We start from the raw sequence: 24,357 nt of genomic DNA on the forward strand, positions 1-24,357 counted from the left end.
TTACGAAGTATTTTCAAAGAAGCAGAACAATTTCCTCCATGGCCGCATACATTTTTAGTCAGACAGAACTTGCCGTCTGATGGCTTAAAGGAGGATGGCTCATGCTCCCGGAATGGGTTGTGGAGACGCTGCGAAAGCGAGGTATCGAGCTTTCAATGATCGGCGATATTGTGTACAAGCTTCAGAAGCCGTACAACGCCGATTTGAAGATGGAAGATTGCATGGAGAGCGTGAAGATAGTGCTGGGCAAGCGGGAGGTGCAGTACGTGCTTTGTACGGGTATCGCTTTAGACGAGCTCGCGGAGAAGAAGCTGCTTCCCCAGCCTTTGCAAAGCATTATGGACTGCGATGAATCGCTTTACGGCGTGGACGAAACGCTCGCCCTCGGCATTACGAACGTGTACGGCATGATCGGGCTGACAAGCTTCGGTTATTTGGACAAAGTGAAGCCGGGCATCATCGGCGAGCTAAACAACCGAAAGAACGGCATACATGTGTTTTTGGACGATCTTGTGGCGGGGCTGGCCGCCGCCGCTTCCGCGCGGATCGCGCACAACGATCCGAAGGCGAAGGTGTACGGCGAATAGGCGCCTTTCCTGTGCGAACTAAGCCCCGGAACCCCGCGGCTCGGCAGCTCCCGGCGGCTTTGACTTACGGCTTCCTTGCCCTAATTTCGGCGGATATGCTATTATGAAACTATTGCCTTGATTTATAGCGAGGCAAGGCCGAAGGAGGCCGCACAATTTGTACAGGCTTATCGGCGTTTGGAGGTTTCCACGATGTGGACGGTCATATATATCGCCCCCACGGCAAAAATAGCGGAGCGGATTCGGACGAAACTAACCGAAGAAGGATTTCTCGTGCAAGTCCGTGCGATCAATTTGACCAAACAACAATACGAAATACTTGTTCCGGAAGGCGAGCTGGACGAAGTGCAGGAAGTACTCAGCACGATACTCCACTTGTAAGCTCCGCTTTTTGTTAGCAGCAGCACCAGGAAGAGGGCGCCCGACGGCGCCTGTCGGACTTTTAAAGCGAATTCGCTTTTGTGAGGTGTACCCGTGTTAAGAGATTGGTTTACACATAAAAGGAAATACGCCACCGTCCCTTCACCCAACTCGAAGCGCGACATACCCGAAGGTTTAATGATCAAATGTCCGAAATGCGGCGCAATACTTTTTAGCAAAGAACTGGAGAAAAACTTGAAGGTTTGTTCTTCCTGTGGATATCACATGAAATTGAATGCGTATGAACGGATTCAAATGTTGATGGACGAGGGAAGAATATTCGAATACGACGCCGATATGATATCGGAAAATCCGCTTGAGTTTACGGGGTACGAGCAAAAGCTCGAGCGTGAGCGGGACAAGAGCGGTCTGCCGGATGCCGTTGTTACCGGAGAAGGCACTATAGGCGGATTTCCCGTCGTCCTGGCGGCAATGAGCTTCGACTTTTTTACGGGCAGCATGGGATCGGTTGTCGGGGAAAAGATTACAAGAGCGATTGAACGGGCCATGCAGAAAGGCTACCCCTTGATCATCGTTTCAACGTCCAGCGGAGCGCGGATGCAAGAGAGTATCCTAAGTTTAATGCAAATGGGAAAAACATCGGCAGCTATTAAAAATTACAGCGATAACGGCGGTTTGTACATATCCGTGTTGACGGACCCGACGTACGGCGGCGTTACGGCAAGCTTCTCGATGTTAGGCGATATTATCTTGTCCGAACCGGGGGCTAAACTCGGTTTCGCAGGCCCGATCGTTATCGAGCAGACGATTCGCCAAAAGCTTCCCGAATCTTTCCAAACGGCCGAGTTTAATTTGAAGCACGGGCAGATTGATAAAGTCGTGGAACGCAAAGACATGCGCACGACGCTCATCCAAATTCTCGATCTTCACGCAGTAAAGGAGGAACCGGCGTATGGCGGGCGAGATGCCGTTCGAACAACCTCTTATTGAGCTGCGCAAAAAGATCGACGAACTGAAAACATTCGGCCAGGAACGAAATATCGATTTTGCCGACGAAATTGCCCGGTTGGAAGAGCGCTATGCTAAGCTCGAAGAAGAGGTGTACGCGTCGATCACGCCTGCCCAGCGCATGCAGGTGGCGCGTCATCCGCAGCGGCCCACCACACTCGATTATATCCAGCATATATTCACCGATTTCATAGAATTTCACGGGGACCGGCTGTTCGGAGACGACTTGGCGATCGTCGGCGGCATCGCGAAATTGAACGGAATTCCGGTTACCGTCGTCGGTCATCAGAAAGGCAAAGACACGAAAGACAACATCGCCCGCAACTTCGGCATGCCGCATCCCGAGGGATTCCGCAAAGCGCTCCGTCTTATGAGGCAAGCGGATAAGTTTAAGCGGCCGATCGTAACGTTCATCGACACGCCCGGAGCGTTTCCCGGCAATGCGGCCGAAGAGCGGGGACAGTCCGAAGCGATCGCCCGCAATTTGCTTGAGATGGCCGGATTCGGAGTGCCGGTCGTCGCCGTCGTTATCGGCGAGGGAGGCAGCGGCGGGGCGCTCGCGCTAGGTGTCGCAAACCGCGTGCTCATGCTGGAAAATTCGATTTACTCCGTTATTTCTCCGAACGGCGCAGCCTCTATTCTTTGGAAGGATGCCTCGAAAGCGGACCAAGCGGCCGAAGCGATGAAAATTACGGCTAAGGACATGCTCAATTTCGAAATTGTGGAAGAAATCATTCCGGAGCCGAAGGGCGGAGCGCACCGCGACGGGGAAATGCAAGCCGCCGCGATCAAGACGTCGTTGTGGAATCATTTGCAGCAGCTGCGCGGCATGTCTTCGGAGCAGCTTCGTCAAGACCGTTATCATAAATTTAGGAAAATAGGAAAGTTTACATCCATTCAACATTCCTGAATTTTCCGACTCGCCGGCGCGGAAGCCATATTCGCTCCCGGCGTTCTTTGTGCGTAAAGGACCCTAACGGGTTGTATAAATATTAGCACGTAAGGCAAAGGGAGGAGACCATACTCATGCGTAAAACAAAAATCGTCTGCACCATCGGTCCGTCATCCGAATCACCGGATAACATCAGAAAATTGATCGAAGCCGGCATGAATGTCGCCCGCTTGAATTTCTCGCACGGCGATTTCGAAGAACACGGGGGCCGCATCGCCACCATCAAGAAGACCCGGGAAGAAATGGGCACAACGGTAGCCATACTGTTGGACACGAAAGGTCCGGAAATTCGTCTGGGCAAGCTGAAAGAAGAGCCGATCGAGCTTCAGCAAGGCGATTCGATCACGTTGACGACGGAAGAAATTTTGGGAGACAAGAACCGCGTGCCGGTAAGCTATAAGCAGCTGCCGCAAGACGTGCATGTCGGTTCGACGATATTGGTCGACGACGGCCTCATCGGCTTGCGCGTCAATAATATCGAAGGAACGGAAATTCATTGCAGCGTCATCAACGCCGGACCGATTAAAAGCCGCAAAGGCGTGAACGTACCGGGCGTGCGCATCAACTTGCCGGGAATTACGGAGAAAGACGCCGCGGATATCCGCTTCGGCATCGAACAAGGCATCGATTTCATCGCCGCTTCGTTCGTCCGCAAAGCGAGCGACGTTATGGAAATTCGCGCGATTCTTGAACAACATAACGCAACGCATATACAAATCATCTCAAAAATCGAGAACCAAGAAGGCGTGGACAACCTCGCGGAAATTCTTGAGGTTTCCGACGGGCTGATGGTTGCCCGCGGCGACCTCGGCGTGGAAATTCCGGCCGAAGAAGTGCCCCTCGTGCAAAAGCGGATGATCGAGATGTGCAACCGTGCCGGAAAGCCGGTCATCACGGCGACACAAATGCTCGACTCGATGCAGCGCAACCCGCGTCCGTCGCGTGCGGAAGCGAGCGACGTCGCGAACGCCATCTTTGACGGCACCGACGCGACGATGCTGTCCGGAGAGACGGCTGCCGGCAAATATCCTGTCGAGTCTGTGCTTACGATGGCCCGGATCGCCGAGCGCGCGGAAGCGGCTTTGCAATATAGGGAAATTTTCTTGAAACAAAGCAACGCGCAGCAAATAAGCGTCACGGAGGCGATTTCCCAGGCTGTTGCGAACTCCGCTCTCGATCTTGACGCGAAAGCGATCATCACGGCTACCGAAAGCGGATATACGGCGAGAATGGTATCGAAATACCGTCCGAGGGCGCCGATCATCGCCGTCACTCCCCACGAATCGGTAATGCGCCGTCTCGCCCTCGTATTCGGCGTCATTCCGGTGAAAGGCGTGGAAGCGGGGAACACGGACGAGATGTTCGAACAAGCGGTACAAGCCGCGCAACAGATGGGCCATGTCAAGCTTGGAGATCTCGTTGTCATAACCGCCGGCGTTCCCGTCGGGCGTTCCGGCACGACGAATTTGCTCAAGGTTCATCATGTTGGAGAACTGATGGCCAGAGGCCAAGGCATCGGCACGCAAAGCGCCACAGGCCGCGTTGTCGTCGCGCGTACGGCGAAGGAAGCGCTGGACAAGACCACTGAAGGATCCGTTCTCGTTACGATTGCGACGGACAGAGACTATGTTCCGGCGTTCGAGAAAGCGGCAGCCGTCATTACTGAAACCGGGGGCATTACGTCCCATGCCGCGGTAGTCGGATTAAGCCTAGGCAAACCGGTCATCGTAGGCGTGGCCAACGCTACCGAATTGTTGGCGGAAGGATCGGAAGTATCCGTGTATGCCGAGCTCGGCGTCATTTATTCCGGAAAAGCGAAAGTTTTGTAAGTCATTCATATCAATCTAACCTGTTTGGCGGCGCATACATAGCGCTGCCTTTTTTTCAAGAGGAAAGGAGTAGCGCAATGAAGCGAGAGAGAGATTGGCATACGTGTTCACTGCGCGTTCGTTATTCGGAAACGGACCAGATGGGCGTCGTATACCATGCCAACTATTTGACATGGTTTGAAATCGGAAGAACCGAATTTATCCGGGAGAAGGGTATGGCGTACAAGGAAGCGGAATCGTTAGGTTTGTTGATGCCCGTGGTCGACGTACAAATTCGCTACCTTCATCCGGCACGTTACGACGATGTTGTAGAAGTGCGGACCCGAATCGCGGAGCTCGGCGCGATCCGGATGAGATTCGAATATGAGATCCGGAATGCCGTGCAATCCGGCGCGATTCTTGCGACCGGCCGCACCGAACACGTCTGGGTCGGCAAAGATTGGAAGCCGGTTCGCTTGGCCAAAGCGGCGCCCGAAATTTACCGGGTGCTGCTTGAAACGGCTCGTGAAACGAATTGACGACAAAAGGAGGAACGCAAACGTGTTTCGAATCATTGTCATCCTTATGGTTGTAATTCCCGCGCTGGAAATATGGTTCATGCTCGAGCTCGGACAATTGATCGGCGGTTGGCAAACGTTCTTGCTTATTTTGCTGACGGGATTTATCGGCGCATTCCTTGCAAAGAGCGAATCCCGGCGCGTATTGGCGTATGCCCGCAACGAGCTGTCCAGAGGGCATATTCCGACGGAAACGATATTGGACGGCATTTCGATTTTTGCAGGCGGTTTGCTGCTGCTCACTCCCGGGTTTTTGACCGATACGATCGGCTTTCTGCTGCTGTTTCCGGTTACGCGGGTCATTTTCAAAGCATGGTTGGCAAAATGGCTTCGCAGACGGATCGACAGAGGCCAAATCTCATTCTTTTTTCGGCGTTAGAGGCGGGTGCGGGAAGGATTGGCGCGGGCGCGGGCAGAATATTACAGTACATGATCCGTGTATCCATGGGTCGCGGATGTATCGGCTCAAGAGGTGAGGCATAATGGCGAAAAATGAAGAAAAAGCGGCGCGCGACGTCAGCAACAGGTATGTGAACCGGGAGTTGAGCTGGATTCAATTCAACCGCCGGGTGCTTGAGGAGGCGCAGGATCCGGAAATTCCTCTCTTGGAGCGCATCAAATTTTTGTCGATCGTGTCGACTAATTTGGACGAATTTATGAGCGTCCGCGTGGCGGGCATTATCGATCAAATCAAGGCCGGGTACCAGAAGAAAGATTTTTCGGGCTACACTCCTTCCGTATTGGTTAAACGAATTATGAAACTGGCCGAAGAGCTCGTCGACGACCAATACCGCACTTACCGGGATGTGATGCGGCAGCTTGCCAAAGAAGGCATCTGTTTCGTCCACTCATACGATGATTTGAATGCATCTCAACAAAAAGCGATGGATCAGTTTTTCCACGAAATTGTATTTCCGGTGTTAACGCCGATGGCCGTCGACCAGAGCCGGCCATTTCCGCTGGTGCACACTTTAGGCGTGTACTTGGCAGTAGTTCTGCGCCGGGAAGGCGACGATCCGGAGGACGAGCCGTATTTCGCAATTGTGCAGGTGCCGTCCATATTGCCGCGGTATATCGAGCTTCCGCTCCGGTTGAACAGCAAGAAAACGGAAATGATGCTGATAGAGTCCGTTATCAAGCGCCACATTCGCACGCTGTTCTCCGGTTACGTTCCGGTTTCGGTTCATGCATTCCGGTTGACGCGCAATGCGGACTTAACGTTGAACGAAGAAGGCGCCGAAGATTTATTGGAAGAGATCGAGAAAGAGCTCCGCAAGCGCAGGTGGGGTTCGCCGGTCCGGCTCGAAGTGGAGCGGGGGATGCATCCTTTCGCGCTCGAGATGTTAACGGGCGAGTTTGAGGTCGGCGACAACATATTCGATTTCGACGGGCCGCTCGATTTAAGCTTTCTGATGAAGTTTTCGGTAAGTTTGCAGGGATACGACCATTTGCGGTATCGCGACATCAAACCGGTGTACCCGAAAGAGTTTACCGCGGACGACGACGAGCATGTGGATTTGTTCCCCGTGCTTGCCAAGCAGGACGTGCTCGTCCAGCATCCGTTCGAATCGTTCGACGCGGTTACCGATTTTATCGTTCAAGCGGCGCACGACCCGAAGGTGCTGGCCATAAAGATTACGTTGTATCGCGTGAGCGGAAACTCGGTCCTCGTTCAATCGCTCGCAAGGGCGGCGGAGGCGGGAAAGCAAGTGACCGTTGTCGTGGAGTTGAAAGCGAGGTTCGACGAAGAGCGGAACATCGCGTGGGCGCGGAGGTTGGAGAAAGCGGGCTGCCATGTGGTTTACGGGTTGGTCGGCTTGAAGACGCATTGCAAAATCACGCTCGTCGTCCGTCAGGAACAAGGAGGTTTGCAGCGGTATGTGCATGTGGGCACAGGCAATTATAACGATGCGACGGCGAAGCTGTACACCGATGTCGGGTTGTTTACGAGCCATCCGGTCATCGGCGAGGACGCCTCCGCTCTATTTAACGAGATGACGGGTTACTCGGCTCCGCGGCATTGGAAGTCGTTCGGCGTGGCGCCCGCAGATTTGCGGGACAAGCTGTTCGAATTGATCCGGAATGAAGCGGAGAACGCGAAGGCGGGAAAACCGGCGAAAATTATCGTCAAGATCAATTCCCTTTCCCATCAGGAGATGCTGGACGAGCTGTATGCCGCTTCCCAGGCGGGAGTAAGGATCGATTTGATCGTTCGCGGCGTCTGTTGCTTGCGTCCGGGAGTTCCGGGCTTGAGTGAAAATATTCGCGTGATCTCGATTGTGGACCGGTTTTTGGAGCATTCCAGAATTTTTTATTTCGAAAATGCCGGCGATCCGAAGGTGTACATTTCAAGCGCGGATTGGATGACGCGAAATTTGACCCGCCGCATCGAACTGATGTGCCCGGTGTTCGATAAGAAGCTGCAGCAAAGCTTGGTGAACATTCTTCATCTGTGTTTGGAGGATAATGTGAAAGCGCGCGAGCTGAAGTCGAACGGCACGTACATCCGTCTGCAGCCTGATAAGGCGGCGAAGCGAAGCCAGTTTTCCGCGATGACGGTCGACAATTGGAAAGTGTTCTGAAGTTAAGCCGGCACGGTGAAGAACGGTTAACGCGAAAAGAGACCGGAGCGAGAAGCGCTTCGATCTCTTTTCTCATTCGGCGGATATTTCGACGATCGACTGATCCGATAACTCGTCCGCACTTGCCTTGCCGTTTTTCAATTTAGCCGTTATGCTGACTTTTATCGTATAAACGCCTGGACCAACTGAATTTCCGTTGTTGTCCTTCAAGTCCCATTCCTCTGAAAAGGTCAGTTTATCGCCTTTTTCCAACGTCTCTTCCGTAATGGCCATGATGAACGAGCTGCCGCGGGACCACTTGTAAACCTCTTCATTGTTCCGATCGAAAATATCGATATCGTAACGCTGCCCTGAGTTGAAAACAATTTGCTGAGCAACGCCGGATATATTCTCAAGCGTAAATCGCAGCGATATTTTATCGCCGTCTATGCTTTCCGTTTCCAAAGTTGTCTTAAACAGTCCTTCACGCGGAGGCGATTGTTCTTTCTTTTCCGGTATGTGCGGGTTGTCCAACGCTCTTTCCCCGGATTTTTTCGCATGTTCCCCTGATTCAGGCACGGCATTCACATCCAAGCGGTTATTTTCGTCTTTCAAGCGGTTTGAGCCGTCTTCATGATTCTCTATAGGAGCCTTCGGCCCGGATTGGGAGATTCGCTCTTCATCGGGTCCGGCCGGCGTACCGTTAGAACAACCGGCCGCAATTACCGCAATAAGGACAAGCCTTCTGCATACTCTTCCTGCATTCATTGCGCCTCACCTCATGAAATCTAGACGAACGGTGACGGGAAATTGTTTCAGTTGGGAATGTTTACCCGCTCTCGAACAGCCTGAGCGTGAACCCCCACATTTTGCCGAAATCTCTCGCCAGGGACATGACTTGTTTCCGCTCGATCACCCAGTTGGATGCGCAATTAACGGTCAGGAACATCTCCGTGCCGAATACTCGGGCGGATACGGAAGCGACCGGCTGCGTTTCGCTCCGGTCGAGCGCCGCCGCCAATTGAAGCAGCGAACCGAGCCGGACGACGAGCGAGAAATCGGCTTCCGACAACAAATCGCGGTGCTCCGCGAAGAACGGCCTCGATCTCTTCTCGCTTTTGAACGAGGCGATCATTGCGCAAATGATGATCTCGCGGTGGGACAACCCGTCGACGCGCGAGTGGGCAAGCAAATAGAATGTGTGCTTGTAGTAATTGTAATAGTGTATGGAGATGCCGACACGGTACAGCAGCGAAGCGACATGCAAGTATTTGGCGGCGCGTCCGCCTAATCCGTGATAATGTTGAAGATCGGCAAACAGCTTCAGCGCAAGCCGGTTCACTTGGCTTACATGCTTGAAAGAAACAACGGGATGCAGCGCCAGCAAATTGTGCACGCTATGCTCCAGCACGTCGGTGAACTGCGGCTCCTCCGGGCGGAGCTGTTCGAAGAACAGGCCGTCGCGAAGGCCCGCGCCGCTGATGACGTAGTGCGAAGCGGATGTGCGCCGGAACAGCGTATGGAGAATAACCGCCCCGGGCACAATAATGTCCGCGCGGTCTTTGGAAAGTCCTTCTATTTTCTTCCGCTTCTCATACGGAGTTTCTCGAAGCAGCTGCATGGTGGCATCCATATCTTCCGCGGACATTGTGTAATTGTGAGTAAGCGGAAGCGAATATTTCTTTCGTTTTTGATCGATTTTACATAGGCTTCTAACCGTTCCACCCAGTCCGACCAACGGAAGTCCGGGAGTTTCGGCAATCCAAGGCTCCGATGCAACGGCGCCGTCGACCATGGCGCGAATCGCCTTCGCTCCTTCGTCTTCAATCTCGCCGTTGCTGCCGAAGCGCTTCATTGTATTTACCGCGCCGAACGGGAAAGATACGCTCTTGACGAGACGGCGGTTGCGAAACAGAGTGACTTCCGTGCTGCCGCCCCCGATATCGACTAACAAGCCGTCGCTGATATCAATCGTATTGATCATTCCGAGGAAGCCGAGCCGGCCTTCTTCCTCGCCTGGCAATACGTCGATGGCCAGTCCGGTGCGCTCGCGCAATGCGGCCGTCACGGCCGCCGAGTGCGCGGCGTTGCGCAGCGCCGCGGTGGCGACGGCCCGGATCCGGCCGGCGCCTTGTACCGCGCATAATAATTTGAAGCGTTGAAGCGTTTCCGCGATATAATCGAGATCGTTGTCCGAAATCCGGCCGTTGCCGTCCACGCGTTCGCTCAGACGGGCCCCTTCTTTACTTTCGTCGATAATCCGGTAAGCGCCGGCGGAATTGATTTCGTAGATCGCAAGGCGGATGGAGTTTGAGCCGATGTCGATAATCCCTATACGTTCCCAGCTGTCCATAATCCCTCCTAAATGAGTGAGAAAGAGATATAAACAGAATTATTGTACCTGAGTTTGAGCGATAAGGAAATGTTCGTGAAAAATGCTTTATAAACGTGATAATGAAGTTTTATGCCTGAATTTGTTTCTTTATTGGCTGCAATTGAGGTATCATGAAGATAGTTAATGATTCCAATGATCAAGATTTGAGTAAAGGAGCGTGTATCTCATGACGGTCACCAAAGGGCTTGAAGGCATTGTCGCCACGACATCTTCGGTCAGTTCCATCATTGACGGAGTGTTGACATACCGCGGTTACGACATTGACGACCTAGCAGTGAACGCGACTTACGAAGAGGTCGTGCATTTGCTTTGGTACGGTAAACTCCCGAACAAAGCCGAGCTAGACAAGCTTCATACCGAGCTGAGCGCGAATGCGGCCGTTTCGCAGCAAGTCATCGACCAGCTGCGGGCATATCCGAAGGACGCCAACTCCATGGCCGTATTGCGTACGGCGGTATCGGCGCTCGCGCTGTTTGACGAAGAGGCGAACGACATGAGCCTCGAAGCGAATTACCGCAAGGCGATTCGTCTTCAAGCGCAGCTTCCGACGATCGTAGCGGCTTTCGCGCGCATTCGTCAAGGCCTGGAGCCGGTTGCCCCTAAATTGAACGCCGCCGTTGCCGAGAACTTCTTATACATGTTGACGGGCAAAGCTCCCGATAAAGTGGCGATCGAAGCGCTCGACAAGGCGCTCGTTCTGCACGCGGACCATGAGTTGAACGCATCCACGTTCGCAGCGCGGGTCACCGTGGCGACGCTTTCCGACATGTACTCCGGAGTAACGTCAGCGATCGGCGCGCTGAGAGGGCCGCTGCACGGCGGAGCGAACGAAGAGGTCATGGCCATGCTCGAGGAAATCGGAGACATGGACAACGTTGAAAGATACATTCAGGACAAGCTCGACAACAAAGAGAAAATCATGGGCTTCGGCCATCGCGTATACAAGAACGGGGACCCGCGCGCGAAGCATCTTCAGAAGATGTCCTATGAGCTCGGCAAGCTGACGAACAACATGAAGTGGTACGAAATGTCCGTGAAGATCGAAGAGATGGTGACGGGCATGAAGGGCTTGAAGCCGAACGTCGACTTCTACTCAGCTTCCGTGTACACGGCTCTTGAGATTCCACGGGACTTGTTCACGCCGATTTTCGCGATTTCGCGCGTATCCGGTTGGACGGCGCACATCCTTGAGCAGTACGAGAACAACCGCCTTATCCGTCCTCGTGCGGAATATGTCGGGCCGACGGACCAGAAGGTCGTTCCGATCGCTCAACGGGCGTAACGAGGCGACCGCAGGTCGTTCACAAGCCTAACGAGGCGCGTAAGAGGCGAACGCAGCACAATCAATAACACTTGTTTATAAAAGCGGGACGTTCGGACTGACGGCAGTTCGGATATCCCGCTCCCTTTTGGCCCATATCCCATTATTGTTTAGAAGGAGAGTTTCCACGATGGCGAATTTCGAGCAATACTCTTTACCGACCGAAGGCGAACGCATTACGATCGGCGCGAACGGCAAGTTGAACGTACCGAATAACCCGATCATCCCGTTCATTGAAGGGGACGGCACCGGCCCGGACATATGGGCGGCTTCCAAACGCATTCTCGACGCGGCGGTCGAAAAAGCATACAAAGGCGAGAAGAAAATCGCATGGTACGAAGTATTTGCAGGGGAGAAAGCGTTCAACCAATTTAACAGCTGGCTGCCGGCCGACACGTTGACGGCGATCCGCGAATATATCGTAGCGATCAAAGGCCCTCTTACGACACCGGTAGGCGGCGGCATCCGTTCTTTGAACGTGGCGCTCCGTCAAGAGCTTGATCTGTACGTATGCTTGCGTCCGGTTCGCTATTTCCAAGGCGTTCCTTCGCCGGTGAAGCGTCCGGAGCTTGTCGATATGGTTATTTTCCGCGAGAACACGGAAGACATCTACGCGGGCATTGAGTATCAGTCCGGGTCCGACGAAGTGAAGAAAGTGATCGAGTTCCTTCAGAAGGAGATGGGCGTCAAGAAAATCCGTTTCCCGGAAACGTCCGGCATCGGCATTAAGCCCGTATCGTCCGAAGGCTCGACCCGCCTTATTCGCGCCGCGATCGAATATGCGCTCGAGCACGGCCGCAAGAGCGTAACGCTCGTGCACAAGGGCAACATCATGAAGTACACCGAAGGCGCGTTCAAGAATTGGGGCTATGAGCTTGCGGAGAAAGAATTCGGAGACAAGACTTTCACTTGGGCGCAATACGACCGCATTAAGGAGCAGGAAGGCGCAGACGCGGCAAACGCGGCTCAGAAAGCAGCGGAAGCGGCAGGCAAGATCATCGTCAAGGACGCCATCGCGGACATCGCATTGCAGCAAGTATTGACTCGCCCGACCGATTTCGACGTCATCGCGACGCTCAACCTGAACGGCGACTACTTGTCCGACGCGCTTGCGGCGCAAGTCGGCGGCATCGGCATAGCGCCGGGCGCGAACATCAACTATGTAACGGGCCACGCGATTTTCGAAGCGACGCACGGCACGGCTCCGAAATACGCGGGACTCGACGTTGTCAACCCTGGCTCCGTGACGCTGTCCGGCGTAATGATGCTCGAGCATCTCGGCTGGCTGGAAGCGGCGGACTTGATTTACAAAGGCATGGAACGCACGATTGCGGACAAGACCGTAACTTACGATTTCGCCCGCCTCATGGAAGGCGCGACCGAAGTGAAGACATCCGAGTTCGCCAACTTGTTGATCAAGAATATGGACTAGTTCAGTCCGATACGAATATGGCCTAGGAGGTAAGAACAATGGCAATCCGCCGCAATAAGATCACCGTCGTCGGTGCCGGCTTCACCGGCGCTACTACAGCACTCATGCTTGCTCAGAAGGAACTTGGCGATGTGGTGTTGGTTGACATTCCGCAGCTTGAAAATCCGACGAAGGGCAAGGCGCTGGACATGCTCGAAGCGTCCCCGGTTCAAGGATTCGACAGCAACATCGTCGGCACTTCCAGCTATGAAGATGCGGCAGGCTCCGACGTAGTCATCATAACGGCCGGTATCGCCCGCAAACCCGGCATGAGCCGCGACGACCTCGTAAATACGAACGCGGGTATCGTGAAATCCGTCTGCGAACAAGTGAAAGACAAGTGCCCGAACGCATATGTGATCATATTGAGCAACCCGGTCGACGCTATGACATACGTGGCGTACAAGACGCTCGGTTTCCCGAAAAACCGCGTCATCGGCCAATCCGGCGTACTCGACTCCGCGCGTTACCGCACGTTCATCGCGCAAGAGCTGAACGTTTCCGTTGAAGACGTTGTCGGCGTCGTGCTCGGCGGACACGGCGACGATATGGTTCCGCTCGTGCGCTATACTTCGGCCGGCGGCGTGCCGATCGAAAACTTGATTCCGAAGGACCGCATCGACGCTATCGTTCAGCGTACCCGTACGGGCGGCGGCGAAATCGTCAACCTGCTCGGCAACGGCAGCGCCTACTACGCGCCTGCGGCGTCGCTCGTGCAGATGACGGAAGCGATCCTTAAGGATAAGAAGCGGATCCTTCCGACGATCGCTCTTCTCCAAGGCGAGTACGGTTACCAAGACCTGTTCATGGGCGTGCTGACCGTTCTCGGCGGCGACGGCATCGAGAAGATCGTTGAAATCGAGCTGACGGCCGAAGAGCGCGTTGCGCTTGATAAATCCGCGGAATCGGTGCGCAACGTCATCAAAATCGTCAACGGCTAATTGTTATAACCTCCCGGGGTTTGAACCCGGGAGGTTTTTTTTGTGCGCTGCAATCGCGCCGCGAGAGTACACTGGACGCGAACCCACAGCGACAAGTGCACGGGGCACGACTGGACTCGAGCTATCGGGGGAAGCAGCACTGGACTCGAGCCATCGGGAGAAGAACACTTTGCTCGACCCGTCGGGAGAAGAACACTTAGCTCGACCCGTCGGGAGAAGAACACTTAGCTCGACCCGTCATGAATAGGGGATTTTGAAGTTCTTATTTTCTATATATTCGGCAGCTTTCAGGCATATAGGGGATTCTCGAGTACTTATTCGTCGATAAACCTACCTGATTGCCGGTCCATGCGATAAAATAAGAACCTTGGAGTCCCCTATCGTATTGTAAATGAAGGGAGCCTTGGAGAAATAAGTACTTTGAAATCCCTTATCGTTAAACCGAGTATTCACATGGACAGCAGACACTGAGTGAAAACGATCGCGAAGACGCACAAAGGCGCTTGCAACGGGGATGCCGGACATTTTACAAAAACCTTGCGTTCATTCTCCCGTTCAGTCAGAAAGAAAATGCAACGGGTTTGACTCCCAACCGATGCGCTAAAGATATAGAAGTGTGATTAGCGTGCACAAGTTCATCCGGGTTTTGGAACAGCGTCCGGAAGCCCCACTGAGGCTTGGGAATAGCGGGCTAACGCTTTTCGCGAGTGCACCGGCCGGCCGCGAGTACACTCTCCCTGCAAAAATTCAATCGCCCGTCACAGGTGGAGAGCAATGTAAATTGTACTGGTCTCCCGACTTCTGTATACTTAATGCTGGAACATTTTTTACACGATATGGAGGTTGTGGGTCTTGCAAATTGTACTCTTTCTGCACGTATTGGGGTCGTTGGCCGTCGGGTTTTACTTGTTGCTCCCGTTTGTGGCCGCTCGCATGGGTACGTTGGAGCCGGCGGCGCAAGTCGGATATGCCAAGGGATTGCATAATTTAAACCGTGTAGGGCAGTGGTTGTTGATCGTTCAATTCTTGACCGGCGGTTACTTGATTAGCCAATATGATTTGTCGGTGCTTTGGATGGTCGTGGTCATCGTACTGTTCGTTGCGCTTGGCGCGATGACGGGAATGCTGGGCGGGCCGTTGAAGCGGGTCATCGCCTCGGGAGGCGAAGGGAAGCAAGCGGCACAGCGGGACGCTTCCCGAGTCGTAATGTTCAGCGGCATTGCGGCGGTGCTTGTTTTCGTTCTGCTGCTGCTGATGTACTACCCTCAATGGTTGGCTTGATAGACAGACGAAAGTGAAAAAGGGCTGTCCTCCAGGCAACGTGAATGTTACCGGAAGGGCAGCCTGTCGTGTATAATGGGAGAAGACCACATATAAGGAGCGATGGCGAACATGGCGATGAGCAAAGCGCGGAAGCTTCGCAAGAAAGCGGAGCGCGAAGGCAGACGGAATCCGGATGAGAGCCGGGTCGGATGGTACGGCGTGAATCCCGTAACGAAGGTGACGCCGACGAAGTCGGAGCAATTGCGCAAACTGGATATGAAGCATAAGAAAAGGCGGAACGGTTGCCACGGCGACGACGGTTCCGCTTTTGGTTTGTGTGCGCATATCAGCCGGCCTTACGGTCCCGTAAGCTCGTCCAACGGCTTCTCCATGCTGGGAGCAAGCTGCTCCAGGAAATATCGAATCTCTTCCATATCCAATGCATGCATGGAAGCCTCGATCTGCTTCTTCGCAACGGCAAATTCCCGGTTCCCGGCTGACAGCTCCGTCGTGCATTTCAAATATGCATCAAGCAAATCCGCCGCTTTCACGTACTTGTATTCCTCATCGTGCACCGACTTGCTTTCAAGCAATGGCGCGTAGGCGCCCTTCAGCGCGTCCGGCACCAATCCGGTCAGCCGCTCGGCCGCCAACCGCTCGATCTCGCGGAAATTGTGCGATATATCCGGATTATGGTGTTTTACAGGCGTCGGTATGTCCCCGGTGAACACTTCCGTCGCATCGTGAAACAGAGCGCGGGTTGCAAACCGCTGCGGCTCGACCGGCTTCCCGTACACATCGCGGGCGATCGTGCCGAGCGTATGCGCAAGCACCGCCACATGAAACGAATGCTCCGCCACATTCTCGCGGACGACATTGCGCATCAGGCTCCAGCGCTCAATGTAACGAAGACGGTAAATATAAGCGATAAAATGATTCCCCATTCAAGTTTCCTCCACGGCAAATCGATAGTTTGGCGCAAAGCGGGCAAGATATTGTTGGGTGTTTTGTGATATTATAAATATAACAGATATAATAGAATTCGTTATCTTCGGAGAGGAGATTTTGCGCAAATGAAACAGTTCGAGCAAAGCATATACGATTTGATTGTGGAAACGTCGACGAACTTGCCTGCGGACGTGCGCCGCGCGATCAAGGCGGGAGCGAAACGCGAGAACGCGGGCACTCGCGCCGCATTGTCGATGGCGACGATTGCAAACAACATCACAATGGCGGACATCGGCGTATCACCGATTTGCCAAGACACCGGGATGCCGACATTCATCGTGCACACGCCGATCGGGGCCAATCAAATCGAGATGAAACGCAACATACGCAGCGCGGTTGCCAGAGCGACCAAGGACGGGAAGCTTCGCGAAAATTCCGTCGATTCGCTTACCGGAGCAAACAGCGGCGACAACCTCGGACCTGGGACGCCTGTCATACATTTCGAGCAATGGGAGCGCGACGACATTGAAGTCAAGCTCATTCTGAAAGGCGGAGGCTGCGAGAACAAAAACATTCAATACAGCCTTCCGGCGGAGCTTCCCGGACTCGGCAAGGCGGGACGCGATCTCGACGGCATCCGCAAGTGCATTATGCATTCCGTCTATCAAGCGCAGGGGCAAGGCTGCAGCGCCGGCTTCATCGGCGTCGGCATCGGCGGAGACCGCACCACGGGATACGAGCTTGCTAAACAGCAACTGTTCCGTACGGTGGACGACGTGAACCCGAACGAAGATCTTCGCAAGCTTGAGGAGTACGTGATAGAGAACGCCAACAAGCTCGGTATCGGCACGATGGGCTTCGGCGGAGAAGTGACGCTGCTCGGCTGCAAAATCGGCGTAATGAACCGTCTCCCGGCGAGCTTCTTCGTTTCGGTAGCGTACAATTGCTGGGCGTTCCGCCGTCAAGGCGTGTTGATCGACGCATCCTCCGGAGAAGTGAAGGAATGGGTATATGAGCGCGGTTCGGCCGTATCCATGAAGGACGAGCAAGAAGCGGCAGCGCAAGCTGCGGCCGATTCCGACCGCCGCGAAGTGGTGCTGACAACGCCGATTACGGAGGAACAAGTGCGGCAGCTTCGCGTCGGCGACGTCGTCATCTTGAACGGCCGCATGTTTACCGGACGCGACGCGATCCATAAACACCTTATGGACCATGACGCGCCGGTAGATTTGAACGGCGCCGCCTTGTACCATTGCGGACCTGTTATGATGAAAGACGACGAAGGGTGGCACGTGAAAGCTGCGGGTCCGACGACGTCCATTCGGGAGGAACCGTATCAGGGCGACATCATCAAGAAATTCGGGATCCGGGCCGTCATCGGCAAGGGCGGCATGGGACCGAAGACCTTGAAGGCGCTCCAAGAGCACGGAGCCGTATATTTGAACGCGATCGGCGGCGCCGCCCAGTACTATGCGGAAACAATCAAGGGAGTAGACGGCGTCGACTTCCTTGAATTCGGCATTCCCGAAGCGATGTGGCATCTGAATGTGGAAGGCTTCGCCGCCATCGTGACGATGGACGCTCACGGAAATTCGCTGCACGCGGACGTCGAGAAGAGTTCAATGGAGAAGCTCGAGCAATTTAAAGAGCCGGTATTCAAATAATATGAACAAGGTTCGCAACCGTCTCACTTTGATTTTTATACTGTTTATCGGCCTGTCGAATTTAGCGGCAGGCATTTTTACCGTTTCGGTGCTTCGCGATTCTCAAGTCCGGTCGTTGGAGGACAGCTTGGAGGAGCAGCTGAAGCTGTATCTTGCGACTGTCGATTGGGAGACGGTGTTCGAAAGATCCGTCCGCGGAGAGGCGTACGGCCATGAAGCCGCCCGAATCGCAAGAAAAGCGGGCGCCCGGGTCACATTCTTCGACAGGGACGGCGCCGTGTTGGGAGATTCGGCGAAAGGAACCGGTCCCGGGGAGGAGCCGGGGCAGGTCCCCAAAGAGATTGTCCTTGCGGGCTCACAAGGTTTCGGCACCGACATTCGCGCATCCGGCAACGATTCGGAGAAAATTATGTACGTCGCCCTGCCCGCTTCATTCGGGGACTCGGGCGTCGGCTTCGTCCGGTTCGGAGCGAGCATGAACCATCTGGACGCGGAAACGTTTCGAATCACTTCGTATTTGCTTGTCGGGCTGTTGGTTCTGCTGCTGATGACGGCGCTCATTTCTTATCGAATTTCCCAAGGACTAACCGGCCCGCTTGAGAAAATTACGCGAGTCGCCTATCAAATTACGAATTTGAACTACAAAGCACGGGTGTCGATCCAAAACCGGGACGAAATCGGACAGCTTGGACAAGCTATTAATACGATGGCGGAGAGCCTGCAGTTCCAGATGAACCGTATTCAAGAGGACGAGAGCCGGTTGAAAAGCGTATTGGAGAACATGCTGAGCGGTGTCGTGATGATCGACCGGGACGAGCGGATCGTACTCATCAACCGCTCCGCCGAAGAAATGCTGGGCATGTCGGCCGCCGAGCTGCTCGGCCAGAAATACAATGTGTTGAAGGCGCAGTACGAGCTGATTAAGATGATCGGCGAATGCGAGGAAAAGCACGAGCACATTCGCGATGAGATTGTGTTTTACTATCCGGAAGAGCGCACGCTCGACATTCATCTCGTTCCGATGACCGGCGCAGGCGGCGAGTTCATGGGCATCGTCATCGTATTTCACGACATCTCCGCGATCCGGCGATTGGAGCGTATGCGCAGCGAGTTTGTCGCCAACGTGTCTCACGAGCTCAAGACGCCGATCGCCGCGGTGAAAGGATTTGCGGAGACGCTGCTCGGCGGAGCCGTCAACGACCCTGAAACTGCGAAATCGTTTCTGCAAATCATTTACGACGAGAGCGAGCGGCTTGATCGCTTAATCGGCGACATTCTGGACTTGTCCAAGATTGAATCCAAGCGGGTGCAGCTGCACTTCTCGCCGGTTGAGATGAAACCGTTCATAGAACGCACCCTGAACATGATGTCGACGGAAGCCGCGAAGAAAAATATTCAGTTGGAGTCGAACGTCGAAGAAGACATATATGTGGAAGCGGACGAGGACCGGTTGCGGCAAATCTTAATCAATTTACTGGCGAACGGAATAAGCTACACCCATGAAGGCGGCAGCGTAAAAATTACGGTCGAACCGGTGACGGCGTCGGGAACGGAAACGGGGAGCGACGCGGAATACGAAAAAATAAGGATCATTGTGCAGGATACCGGAATCGGAATCCCGAGAAAGGATCTGCCCCGTATTTTTGAGCGGTTTTACCGCGTCGACAAAGCCCGGACCCGCGCGTCGGGCGGCACGGGGCTCGGGTTAAGCATCGTGAAGCATCTCGTTGAATTGCATAAAGGAACGATCCGGGTGGATAGCATTGTCGGGGCGGGCTCCAAATTTGTCATCGAGCTTCCCGTACTGCAATAACGCGTTTCTATTAGGAAGTATTGTGTTAAGATAAAGTTGTCCACTTTATAAGTTCGGAGGTTGCCATGCCTGACAAAATATTGGTCATAGAAGACGAACCGACACTGTCGCGTCTCTTGTCCTATAACTTAAGCCAAGAAGGGTACGCGGTAAATACGGTGGAAGACGGTGCGGACGGTCTCCAGGAGGCGCTTCAAAATTCGTACGACCTCATTATCTTGGACATCATGCTTCCCGGATTGAACGGTTTCGAAGTGCTGTCCAAGCTTCGGCAGAAGGGCAACCGGACGCCGATTATTATTCTCACGGCGCGCAATGCGGAGAATGAAGTGGTGCAGGGCTTGAAGCATGGAGCGGACGATTACATCACGAAGCCGTTCGGAGTGGCCGAGCTGCTCGCCCGCGTCAGCGCAGTGCTCCGCCGGGCAAAGCCCGAAGACGGGGACGACGTCAAAGAAGCTTCGCACGGCAAAGTAATCACCGCCGGCGAGTTGAAGATATACCCGGAGAAATACGAAGTGATGGCGGGCGGAGAGCTGATTTCTCTGCGTCCCAAGGAATTCGAAGTGCTCTTGTATCTCGTGCAGCGGCCGGGTATGGTCATCACCCGGGACGACTTGATGAACATCGTATGGGGGTTCGACTATGTCGGCGGCCAACGGACGGTCGACGTCCACGTAAGCTCCCTTCGCAAGAAGCTGGAGATGAACCAGCAAAGCGTCCAAATCGACTCGATTCGCGGCGTCGGTTACAAGCTGGTCATATCCAAGAAATAGCTGGTTACTATTGCCCCGTACTGCACGGGGTATTTTTTTGTGGTGTACCCTTTAGGTGCAAAAATTGACCTTATCAGCAAAAATACGGTCAATTTTTGACCCTATTTCATTTCGGAGTGCTGCATTTTTCCTGGGAACGAAACAGTTAGGCTCAATAATTGACCTTATTTTGGCAGTTTCAACTTCGCTAACTAATTATAGGGTCAATTCTTGAGCTTATTCGTGCAATTAGGGTCAAAAATTGACCTTATCCGGAACATCGGCGTTACCGGGATTCCGCATCCGCTTGGCGATTGGTCATGTATCGTGTTGCAAGCGATTCGCATTAGGCATGTCCGGGTTCCTTTTCCAATATAATGAAGTAGGCGGTTGGAAAGGAATTGGGATAATGCTCTACGTCATTATTTTCGCCGTTACGTTCATATGGGGCATCAACGGGGTGATCGACAGGCAGGCGCTTATAAAGGGGCATCCCGTCGAGATCAATTTGATCGTTACGTTAACGATGACAGTCGTGGCGTTTATTTATTTTGCTCTGGCCAAAATGTGGGGTATCCCGATGCAGTTTTCAAAGAGCTCGATGACGTTCGCCGTTTCCAACGGCATATTAATCCCAACCGCGTATTTGATATATTTATACGCATTATCGCGCGGTTCATTGACCACCGTCGTATCCATTACGGCGACGTATCCGATCATTACGTTCCTCTTTGCGGTCTTGCTGTTGAACGAGCCGGTTTCCTTCAATAAAATCGTGGGCATTATTATGGTGGTCGCCGGACTTTATATATTTGTAAGATAATGTTATGGAATAATTTTCAGGTAATAATCGAAACATAAACATGTATTCCAAATATAGGAGGCATGTGAAGTGGACAACAGACAAAACCGGACCGGTATGGAAGCCGCCGGCGACGCGGTGCAGAACGGTGTTGACGCAACGGCGGACGCTTTGGAGAACGGTGCCGAAGCTGCGGCGGATGCCGTAGAAAACGGGGTCGAAGCGACTGTCAATGCTACCCGGAACGCTTTCCGGCAAGCCGGAGAGGTTGCCCAAAACCTGGGGAATCAAATGACGGAACAGAATCAACAAAATCAAAACCAAAATCAAAATCAATAACACACGAAACGGGAATGCCGCGCACCCAAATAAGGGACGCGGCATTTTGTTTGGAAAAAGATGTATTGATGAGCGCCCGGTTTCGGTTTATGTTTAGGTAGGGGTGAACTGCTTGTCCGAAGTAATGAAACCCGACTTTCAAAATATCCGTTACGGTTCCCATGAGCGCAACGTTCTTGATCTTTGGCTTGCCGAAGAAGTGAAACCTTCGCCATTGGTCATCTGGTTTCACGGCGGGGGGTACTGGTTTGGTGACAAGACCGAAGGTTTGCCGGATCCGAAGCTTTTCTTGAATGCGGGCATATCGTTTGCATCCGTTAACTACCGGCTTTGTCCGCATGTATCTTTTCCGGAACCCATGTTAGACGGTGCCAGAGCGATCCAATACTTGAGACATCATGCGAACACTTGGGGACTTAATCCGGAAAAGGTGGCGTTGGCCGGAAATTCGGCAGGCGGACATATGGCTCTCTGGCTCGCATTTCATATGGATTTGGCCGACCGTTCAAGCGCAGATCCGATTGCAAGGCAGTCGACACGCGTTGCGGCGGTTGGCGGGGAAGACGCGCAAACCATTTTCGATCCAAGAGAATTGAAGAATGTGTTTGGACGAGTTCGAGAAAACTTTGCCGTCGATTTTTTCGGCATTACACCGGAAGAAATGGATACGCCTAAAGCTTACCGAATTTACGAAAAGGCTTCGCCGATTAGACATGTGAGCAAATATGCCCCTCCAGCATTTCTAATCTACAGTCGTGAAATGGCTCCCATAACCGATGATATGGATTGGTCGTTCATCATCCATCATCCTCTGTTCGGCGAGTGCTTGAAACGCAAGTTAGAAACATTAGGAGTCGAATGCATATCTCGTTACAAAGGGGATATCACAGGACAGTCGTTTGCCGGGCATTGGAACGAGATGGTGCGATTTTTCATAAGTGCACTAATGAAATCAAATACGTTCGATCCGGATTTCCTTGCTTAACCTCTCCACATCCGCTCCGTACACCTCTCCCGCATGCTCGGTCAAAGCGTTGGCCGCGCTCACGGCGGTCGCAAAGGTCAAGATTTGCTCGATCTCCCATTGCCGTTGAAACCCGACCGCCATTCCCGCCACGAAAGAGTCGCCGCAGCCGACAGTGTTAAGCGGAGTAATAACAGGCGCGTGGACGCGATAACATTGGCCGCGGAATCCGGCAATGGAGCCGGCTGCGCCGCGCGTTACGACAATGCAATCGATCCCCTCGGTCATTCGATGCCGCAGCGCCTTGACCAATGATTCCTCGTTGCGGACGTCGACGCCAAGCAATGATTCCGCCTCGTCCTCGTTAGGCTTGACCAAGAACGGCTTGGCTTCCAACCCGTTACGCAGTGCGGCTGTGCTGCTGTCGAGAAAAGGAAGCGCACCTTGCTCTCTTATACGCTCAATAAGCAGCTTATATGTGTCCGAAGGCATTCCCGCGGGAAGGCTGCCGGACAGAACGACAATATCGGAAACGGCCGCCAACATCGATACCTTGGCAAACACAGCCTTCGTCTCTTCTTCCGAGACCTTCGGGCCGGGCTCGAGAATCTCGGTCGAGAGGCAGGGGTGTTGAGATATGATGTTTAAACATAACCGGGATTCTCCGCCTATTGTGGTAACGAAATCATGAGCGATCCCGATTCGGTCGAGCCCGGTACGAATGAAATTTCCGTTATTTCCTCCTACAATTCCGGTTGCCAACGTTTCATAGCCTAACGTTCGAATGACGCGAGCAACGTTCAAACCTTTGCCGCCGGGAACGGCCAACACCCGGTCGGCCCGGCTCACCCGTCCGGGGACAAACGTATCCACATAATAAGTTTTGTCGATCGCGGCGTTCAGTGTGACCGTCGTAATCATGTTCTCACCTGAAGTGCTTGGCCTTGCCGACCGAGCCGCACACGATCATCTTTTCGATTGCCATTTCTCTCAGAGCTTGCTTGGCGGGCACCATATATTTTCGCGGATCGTTTTCCGACGGGTTGGCTTTGAATACGTTCTTGATCGCATCGGAGAAAGCGATGCGGAGCTCCGTCGCAACGTTCATCTTGCTCATGCCGAGCGACACGGCGCGGCGCACTTGATCGTCCGGTATGCCGGATCCTCCGTGAAGCACAAGCGGCACGGACACAACGCCGGCTATCGCTTGGATTCGGTCAAAGTCGATATTCGGATCGCCCTTATATATGCCGTGCGCGGTGCCGATGGCCGGCGCAAGCGTACTGACCCCTGTCAATTCGACGAATGCTTTGCATTCCTGCGGATCGGCGAGCGTTGCGTCCTCCTCTCCTACCGCGATCTCGTCTTCCACCCCTCCTACTTTGCCGAGCTCGGCTTCGACGTTTACACCCGCGGCGCGCCCGACTTCGACAACTTTCCGTGTTTGCGCTACATTCTCTTCGAAAGGCGAGTGGGAAGCGTCAATCATGACGGAAGTATAGCCGGCCCGAATACACTTGACGATGAGATCGAAATCGGCGCAATGGTCAAGGTGCAGCGCAATCGGAATCCGGTTAAGCTTCGCGGCGGTTTGCGCGGCGGCGGCGATATAATCCGCTCCCAGATGTTTCACCGTGCCGACCGTAGATTGCAGGATAAGCGGGGATTCCGTTTCAACCGCCGCTTCGACGACGGCCTGCAGCATTTCCAAAGTGTGCACGTTGAAAGCGCCGACACAATAACCGTTCTGTCTGGCATGCTGAAGAAAAGGCGTCGATGACACCAATGCCATAATACTACCTCCTT

23 protein-coding genes are annotated in these 24,357 nt (G+C 53.7%); 18 read left to right on the forward strand and 5 right to left on the reverse strand.

Annotated elements, in window-relative coordinates; all coding sequences use genetic code 11:
* The first annotated feature begins 101 nt into the window (after window positions 1-101).
* The 8 genes from JET16_RS10020 to ppk1 all read left to right on the forward strand — a co-directional run bounded on the left by JET16_RS10020 (window position 102) and on the right by ppk1 (window position 7,896).
* The gene (locus tag JET16_RS10020; RefSeq protein WP_199615690.1) at window positions 102-587 is read left to right on the forward strand and encodes a phosphatidylglycerophosphatase A family protein; all 486 of its coding nucleotides are present in this window, start codon (window positions 102-104) and stop codon (window positions 585-587) included.
* 192 nt (window positions 588-779) lie between these two features.
* Window positions 780-968, forward strand: a complete 189-nt coding sequence (locus tag JET16_RS10025) for a glutamate decarboxylase (RefSeq protein WP_199615691.1) — start codon at window positions 780-782, stop codon at window positions 966-968.
* A gap of 93 nt (window positions 969-1,061) precedes the next feature.
* Window positions 1,062-1,958: an acetyl-CoA carboxylase, carboxyltransferase subunit beta gene (gene accD, locus JET16_RS10030; RefSeq protein WP_199615692.1), complete on the forward strand. Its 897-nt coding sequence runs from the start codon at window positions 1,062-1,064 to the stop codon at window positions 1,956-1,958.
* The gene (locus JET16_RS10035) at window positions 1,921-2,886 is read left to right on the forward strand and encodes an acetyl-CoA carboxylase carboxyltransferase subunit alpha (protein WP_199615693.1); all 966 of its coding nucleotides are present in this window, start codon (window positions 1,921-1,923) and stop codon (window positions 2,884-2,886) included. Before accD ends, JET16_RS10035 begins: the two co-directional genes overlap by 38 nt.
* Before the next feature lie 116 nt (window positions 2,887-3,002).
* Window positions 3,003-4,757 (forward strand): pyruvate kinase, encoded by a 1,755-nt coding sequence (gene pyk, locus JET16_RS10040; protein WP_199615694.1) that lies wholly within the window; start codon window positions 3,003-3,005, stop codon window positions 4,755-4,757.
* Window positions 4,758-4,834: 77 nt separating this feature from the next.
* The gene (locus tag JET16_RS10045; protein ID WP_199615695.1) at window positions 4,835-5,275 is read left to right on the forward strand and encodes an acyl-CoA thioesterase; all 441 of its coding nucleotides are present in this window, start codon (window positions 4,835-4,837) and stop codon (window positions 5,273-5,275) included.
* 22 nt (window positions 5,276-5,297) lie between these two features.
* Window positions 5,298-5,693 carry an FxsA family protein gene (locus JET16_RS10050; RefSeq protein ID WP_199615696.1) on the forward strand — a complete coding sequence of 132 codons (396 nt, stop codon included), beginning with the start codon at window positions 5,298-5,300 and terminating at the stop codon, window positions 5,691-5,693.
* A gap of 103 nt (window positions 5,694-5,796) precedes the next feature.
* Window positions 5,797-7,896, forward strand: a complete 2,100-nt coding sequence (gene ppk1, locus JET16_RS10055) for a polyphosphate kinase 1 (protein ID WP_199615697.1) — start codon at window positions 5,797-5,799, stop codon at window positions 7,894-7,896.
* Window positions 7,897-7,968: 72 nt separating this feature from the next.
* Here the strand turns inward: ppk1 and JET16_RS10060 are convergent, their stop codons facing one another.
* Window positions 7,969-8,643, reverse strand: a complete 675-nt coding sequence (locus JET16_RS10060; RefSeq protein ID WP_199615698.1) for a BsuPI-related putative proteinase inhibitor — start codon at window positions 8,641-8,643, stop codon at window positions 7,969-7,971.
* 61 nt (window positions 8,644-8,704) lie between these two features.
* Window positions 8,705-10,228 carry a Ppx/GppA phosphatase family protein gene (locus tag JET16_RS10065; RefSeq protein WP_199615699.1) on the reverse strand — a complete coding sequence of 508 codons (1,524 nt, stop codon included), beginning with the start codon at window positions 10,226-10,228 and terminating at the stop codon, window positions 8,705-8,707.
* A gap of 208 nt (window positions 10,229-10,436) precedes the next feature.
* Between JET16_RS10065 and citZ the strand changes: the two genes are divergently transcribed.
* The 4 genes from citZ to JET16_RS10085 all read left to right on the forward strand — a co-directional run bounded on the left by citZ (window position 10,437) and on the right by JET16_RS10085 (window position 15,284).
* Window positions 10,437-11,552, forward strand: a complete 1,116-nt coding sequence (gene citZ / locus JET16_RS10070; RefSeq protein WP_199615700.1) for a citrate synthase — start codon at window positions 10,437-10,439, stop codon at window positions 11,550-11,552.
* 169 nt (window positions 11,553-11,721) lie between these two features.
* Window positions 11,722-13,023: an NADP-dependent isocitrate dehydrogenase gene (icd, locus tag JET16_RS10075; protein ID WP_199615701.1), complete on the forward strand. Its 1,302-nt coding sequence runs from the start codon at window positions 11,722-11,724 to the stop codon at window positions 13,021-13,023.
* 38 nt (window positions 13,024-13,061) lie between these two features.
* Window positions 13,062-14,003 carry a malate dehydrogenase gene (mdh, locus tag JET16_RS10080; RefSeq protein WP_199615702.1) on the forward strand — a complete coding sequence of 314 codons (942 nt, stop codon included), beginning with the start codon at window positions 13,062-13,064 and terminating at the stop codon, window positions 14,001-14,003.
* Between the two features lie 852 nt (window positions 14,004-14,855).
* Entirely contained in the window at window positions 14,856-15,284 is a 429-nt protein-coding gene (locus JET16_RS10085; protein WP_199615703.1) for a hypothetical protein, read from the forward strand.
* A gap of 338 nt (window positions 15,285-15,622) precedes the next feature.
* On the opposite strand, the gene yfbR is transcribed toward JET16_RS10085, so the two are convergent.
* Complete coding sequence (yfbR, locus tag JET16_RS10090; RefSeq protein ID WP_199615704.1) at window positions 15,623-16,210, reverse strand: 5'-deoxynucleotidase; 588 nt, start codon at window positions 16,208-16,210, stop codon at window positions 15,623-15,625.
* Window positions 16,211-16,339: 129 nt separating this feature from the next.
* Between yfbR and JET16_RS10095 the strand changes: the two genes are divergently transcribed.
* From JET16_RS10095 to JET16_RS10120, 6 genes are all read left to right on the forward strand, one after another.
* Window positions 16,340-17,878 (forward strand): fumarate hydratase, encoded by a 1,539-nt coding sequence (locus tag JET16_RS10095; RefSeq protein WP_199615705.1) that lies wholly within the window; start codon window positions 16,340-16,342, stop codon window positions 17,876-17,878.
* Window position 17,879: 1 nt separating this feature from the next.
* On the forward strand, window positions 17,880-19,691 hold the full coding sequence (gene pnpS / locus JET16_RS10100; protein WP_199615706.1) for a two-component system histidine kinase PnpS: 1,812 nt from the start codon (window positions 17,880-17,882) through the stop codon (window positions 19,689-19,691).
* A gap of 65 nt (window positions 19,692-19,756) precedes the next feature.
* Window positions 19,757-20,467, forward strand: a complete 711-nt coding sequence (locus JET16_RS10105; RefSeq protein WP_199615707.1) for a response regulator transcription factor — start codon at window positions 19,757-19,759, stop codon at window positions 20,465-20,467.
* Between the two features lie 388 nt (window positions 20,468-20,855).
* Window positions 20,856-21,269 (forward strand): EamA family transporter, encoded by a 414-nt coding sequence (locus JET16_RS10110; protein ID WP_199615708.1) that lies wholly within the window; start codon window positions 20,856-20,858, stop codon window positions 21,267-21,269.
* A 69-nt stretch (window positions 21,270-21,338) separates the two neighbouring features.
* Window positions 21,339-21,587, forward strand: coding sequence for a hypothetical protein (locus tag JET16_RS10115; RefSeq protein ID WP_199615709.1), 249 nt, complete (start codon window positions 21,339-21,341; stop codon window positions 21,585-21,587).
* A 112-nt stretch (window positions 21,588-21,699) separates the two neighbouring features.
* Window positions 21,700-22,572 carry an alpha/beta hydrolase gene (locus tag JET16_RS10120; protein ID WP_199615710.1) on the forward strand — a complete coding sequence of 291 codons (873 nt, stop codon included), beginning with the start codon at window positions 21,700-21,702 and terminating at the stop codon, window positions 22,570-22,572.
* On the opposite strand, the gene JET16_RS10125 is transcribed toward JET16_RS10120, so the two are convergent.
* Window positions 22,540-23,472 carry a 1-phosphofructokinase family hexose kinase gene (locus JET16_RS10125; RefSeq protein ID WP_199615711.1) on the reverse strand — a complete coding sequence of 311 codons (933 nt, stop codon included), beginning with the start codon at window positions 23,470-23,472 and terminating at the stop codon, window positions 22,540-22,542. The genes JET16_RS10120 and JET16_RS10125 overlap by 33 nt on opposite strands.
* 4 nt (window positions 23,473-23,476) lie before the next feature.
* Window positions 23,477-24,343 carry a class II fructose-1,6-bisphosphate aldolase gene (fba, locus tag JET16_RS10130; RefSeq protein WP_199615712.1) on the reverse strand — a complete coding sequence of 289 codons (867 nt, stop codon included), beginning with the start codon at window positions 24,341-24,343 and terminating at the stop codon, window positions 23,477-23,479.
* Window positions 24,344-24,357: the final 14 nt, after the last annotated feature.

The sequence above is a fragment of the Paenibacillus alkalitolerans genome, assembly GCF_016482785.1.
Taxonomy (GTDB): domain Bacteria; phylum Bacillota; class Bacilli; order Paenibacillales; family YIM-B00363; genus Paenibacillus_AE; species Paenibacillus_AE alkalitolerans.

Excerpts from the sequence above, each read along its gene's own strand:
- JET16_RS10020 (WP_199615690.1), top strand. The coding sequence starts at position 102 with ATGCTCCCGGAATGGGTTGTGGAGACGCTGCGAAAGCGAGGTATCGAG.
- JET16_RS10025 (WP_199615691.1), top strand. The coding sequence starts at position 780 with ATGTGGACGGTCATATATATCGCCCCCACGGCAAAAATAGCGGAGCGG.
- JET16_RS10035 (WP_199615693.1), top strand. The coding sequence starts at position 1,921 with ATGGCGGGCGAGATGCCGTTCGAACAACCTCTTATTGAGCTGCGCAAA.
- pyk (WP_199615694.1), top strand. The coding sequence starts at position 3,003 with ATGCGTAAAACAAAAATCGTCTGCACCATCGGTCCGTCATCCGAATCA.
- JET16_RS10045 (WP_199615695.1), top strand. The coding sequence starts at position 4,835 with ATGAAGCGAGAGAGAGATTGGCATACGTGTTCACTGCGCGTTCGTTAT.
- ppk1 (WP_199615697.1), top strand. The coding sequence starts at position 5,797 with ATGGCGAAAAATGAAGAAAAAGCGGCGCGCGACGTCAGCAACAGGTAT.
- JET16_RS10060 (WP_199615698.1), bottom strand. The coding sequence starts at position 8,643 with ATGAATGCAGGAAGAGTATGCAGAAGGCTTGTCCTTATTGCGGTAATT.
- JET16_RS10065 (WP_199615699.1), bottom strand. The coding sequence starts at position 10,228 with ATGGACAGCTGGGAACGTATAGGGATTATCGACATCGGCTCAAACTCC.
- citZ (WP_199615700.1), top strand. The coding sequence starts at position 10,437 with ATGACGGTCACCAAAGGGCTTGAAGGCATTGTCGCCACGACATCTTCG.
- icd (WP_199615701.1), top strand. The coding sequence starts at position 11,722 with ATGGCGAATTTCGAGCAATACTCTTTACCGACCGAAGGCGAACGCATT.
- mdh (WP_199615702.1), top strand. The coding sequence starts at position 13,062 with ATGGCAATCCGCCGCAATAAGATCACCGTCGTCGGTGCCGGCTTCACC.
- yfbR (WP_199615704.1), bottom strand. The coding sequence starts at position 16,210 with ATGGGGAATCATTTTATCGCTTATATTTACCGTCTTCGTTACATTGAG.
- JET16_RS10095 (WP_199615705.1), top strand. The coding sequence starts at position 16,340 with ATGAAACAGTTCGAGCAAAGCATATACGATTTGATTGTGGAAACGTCG.
- pnpS (WP_199615706.1), top strand. The coding sequence starts at position 17,880 with ATGAACAAGGTTCGCAACCGTCTCACTTTGATTTTTATACTGTTTATC.
- JET16_RS10105 (WP_199615707.1), top strand. The coding sequence starts at position 19,757 with ATGCCTGACAAAATATTGGTCATAGAAGACGAACCGACACTGTCGCGT.
- JET16_RS10110 (WP_199615708.1), top strand. The coding sequence starts at position 20,856 with ATGCTCTACGTCATTATTTTCGCCGTTACGTTCATATGGGGCATCAAC.
- JET16_RS10125 (WP_199615711.1), bottom strand. The coding sequence starts at position 23,472 with ATGATTACGACGGTCACACTGAACGCCGCGATCGACAAAACTTATTAT.
- fba (WP_199615712.1), bottom strand. The coding sequence starts at position 24,343 with ATGGCATTGGTGTCATCGACGCCTTTTCTTCAGCATGCCAGACAGAAC.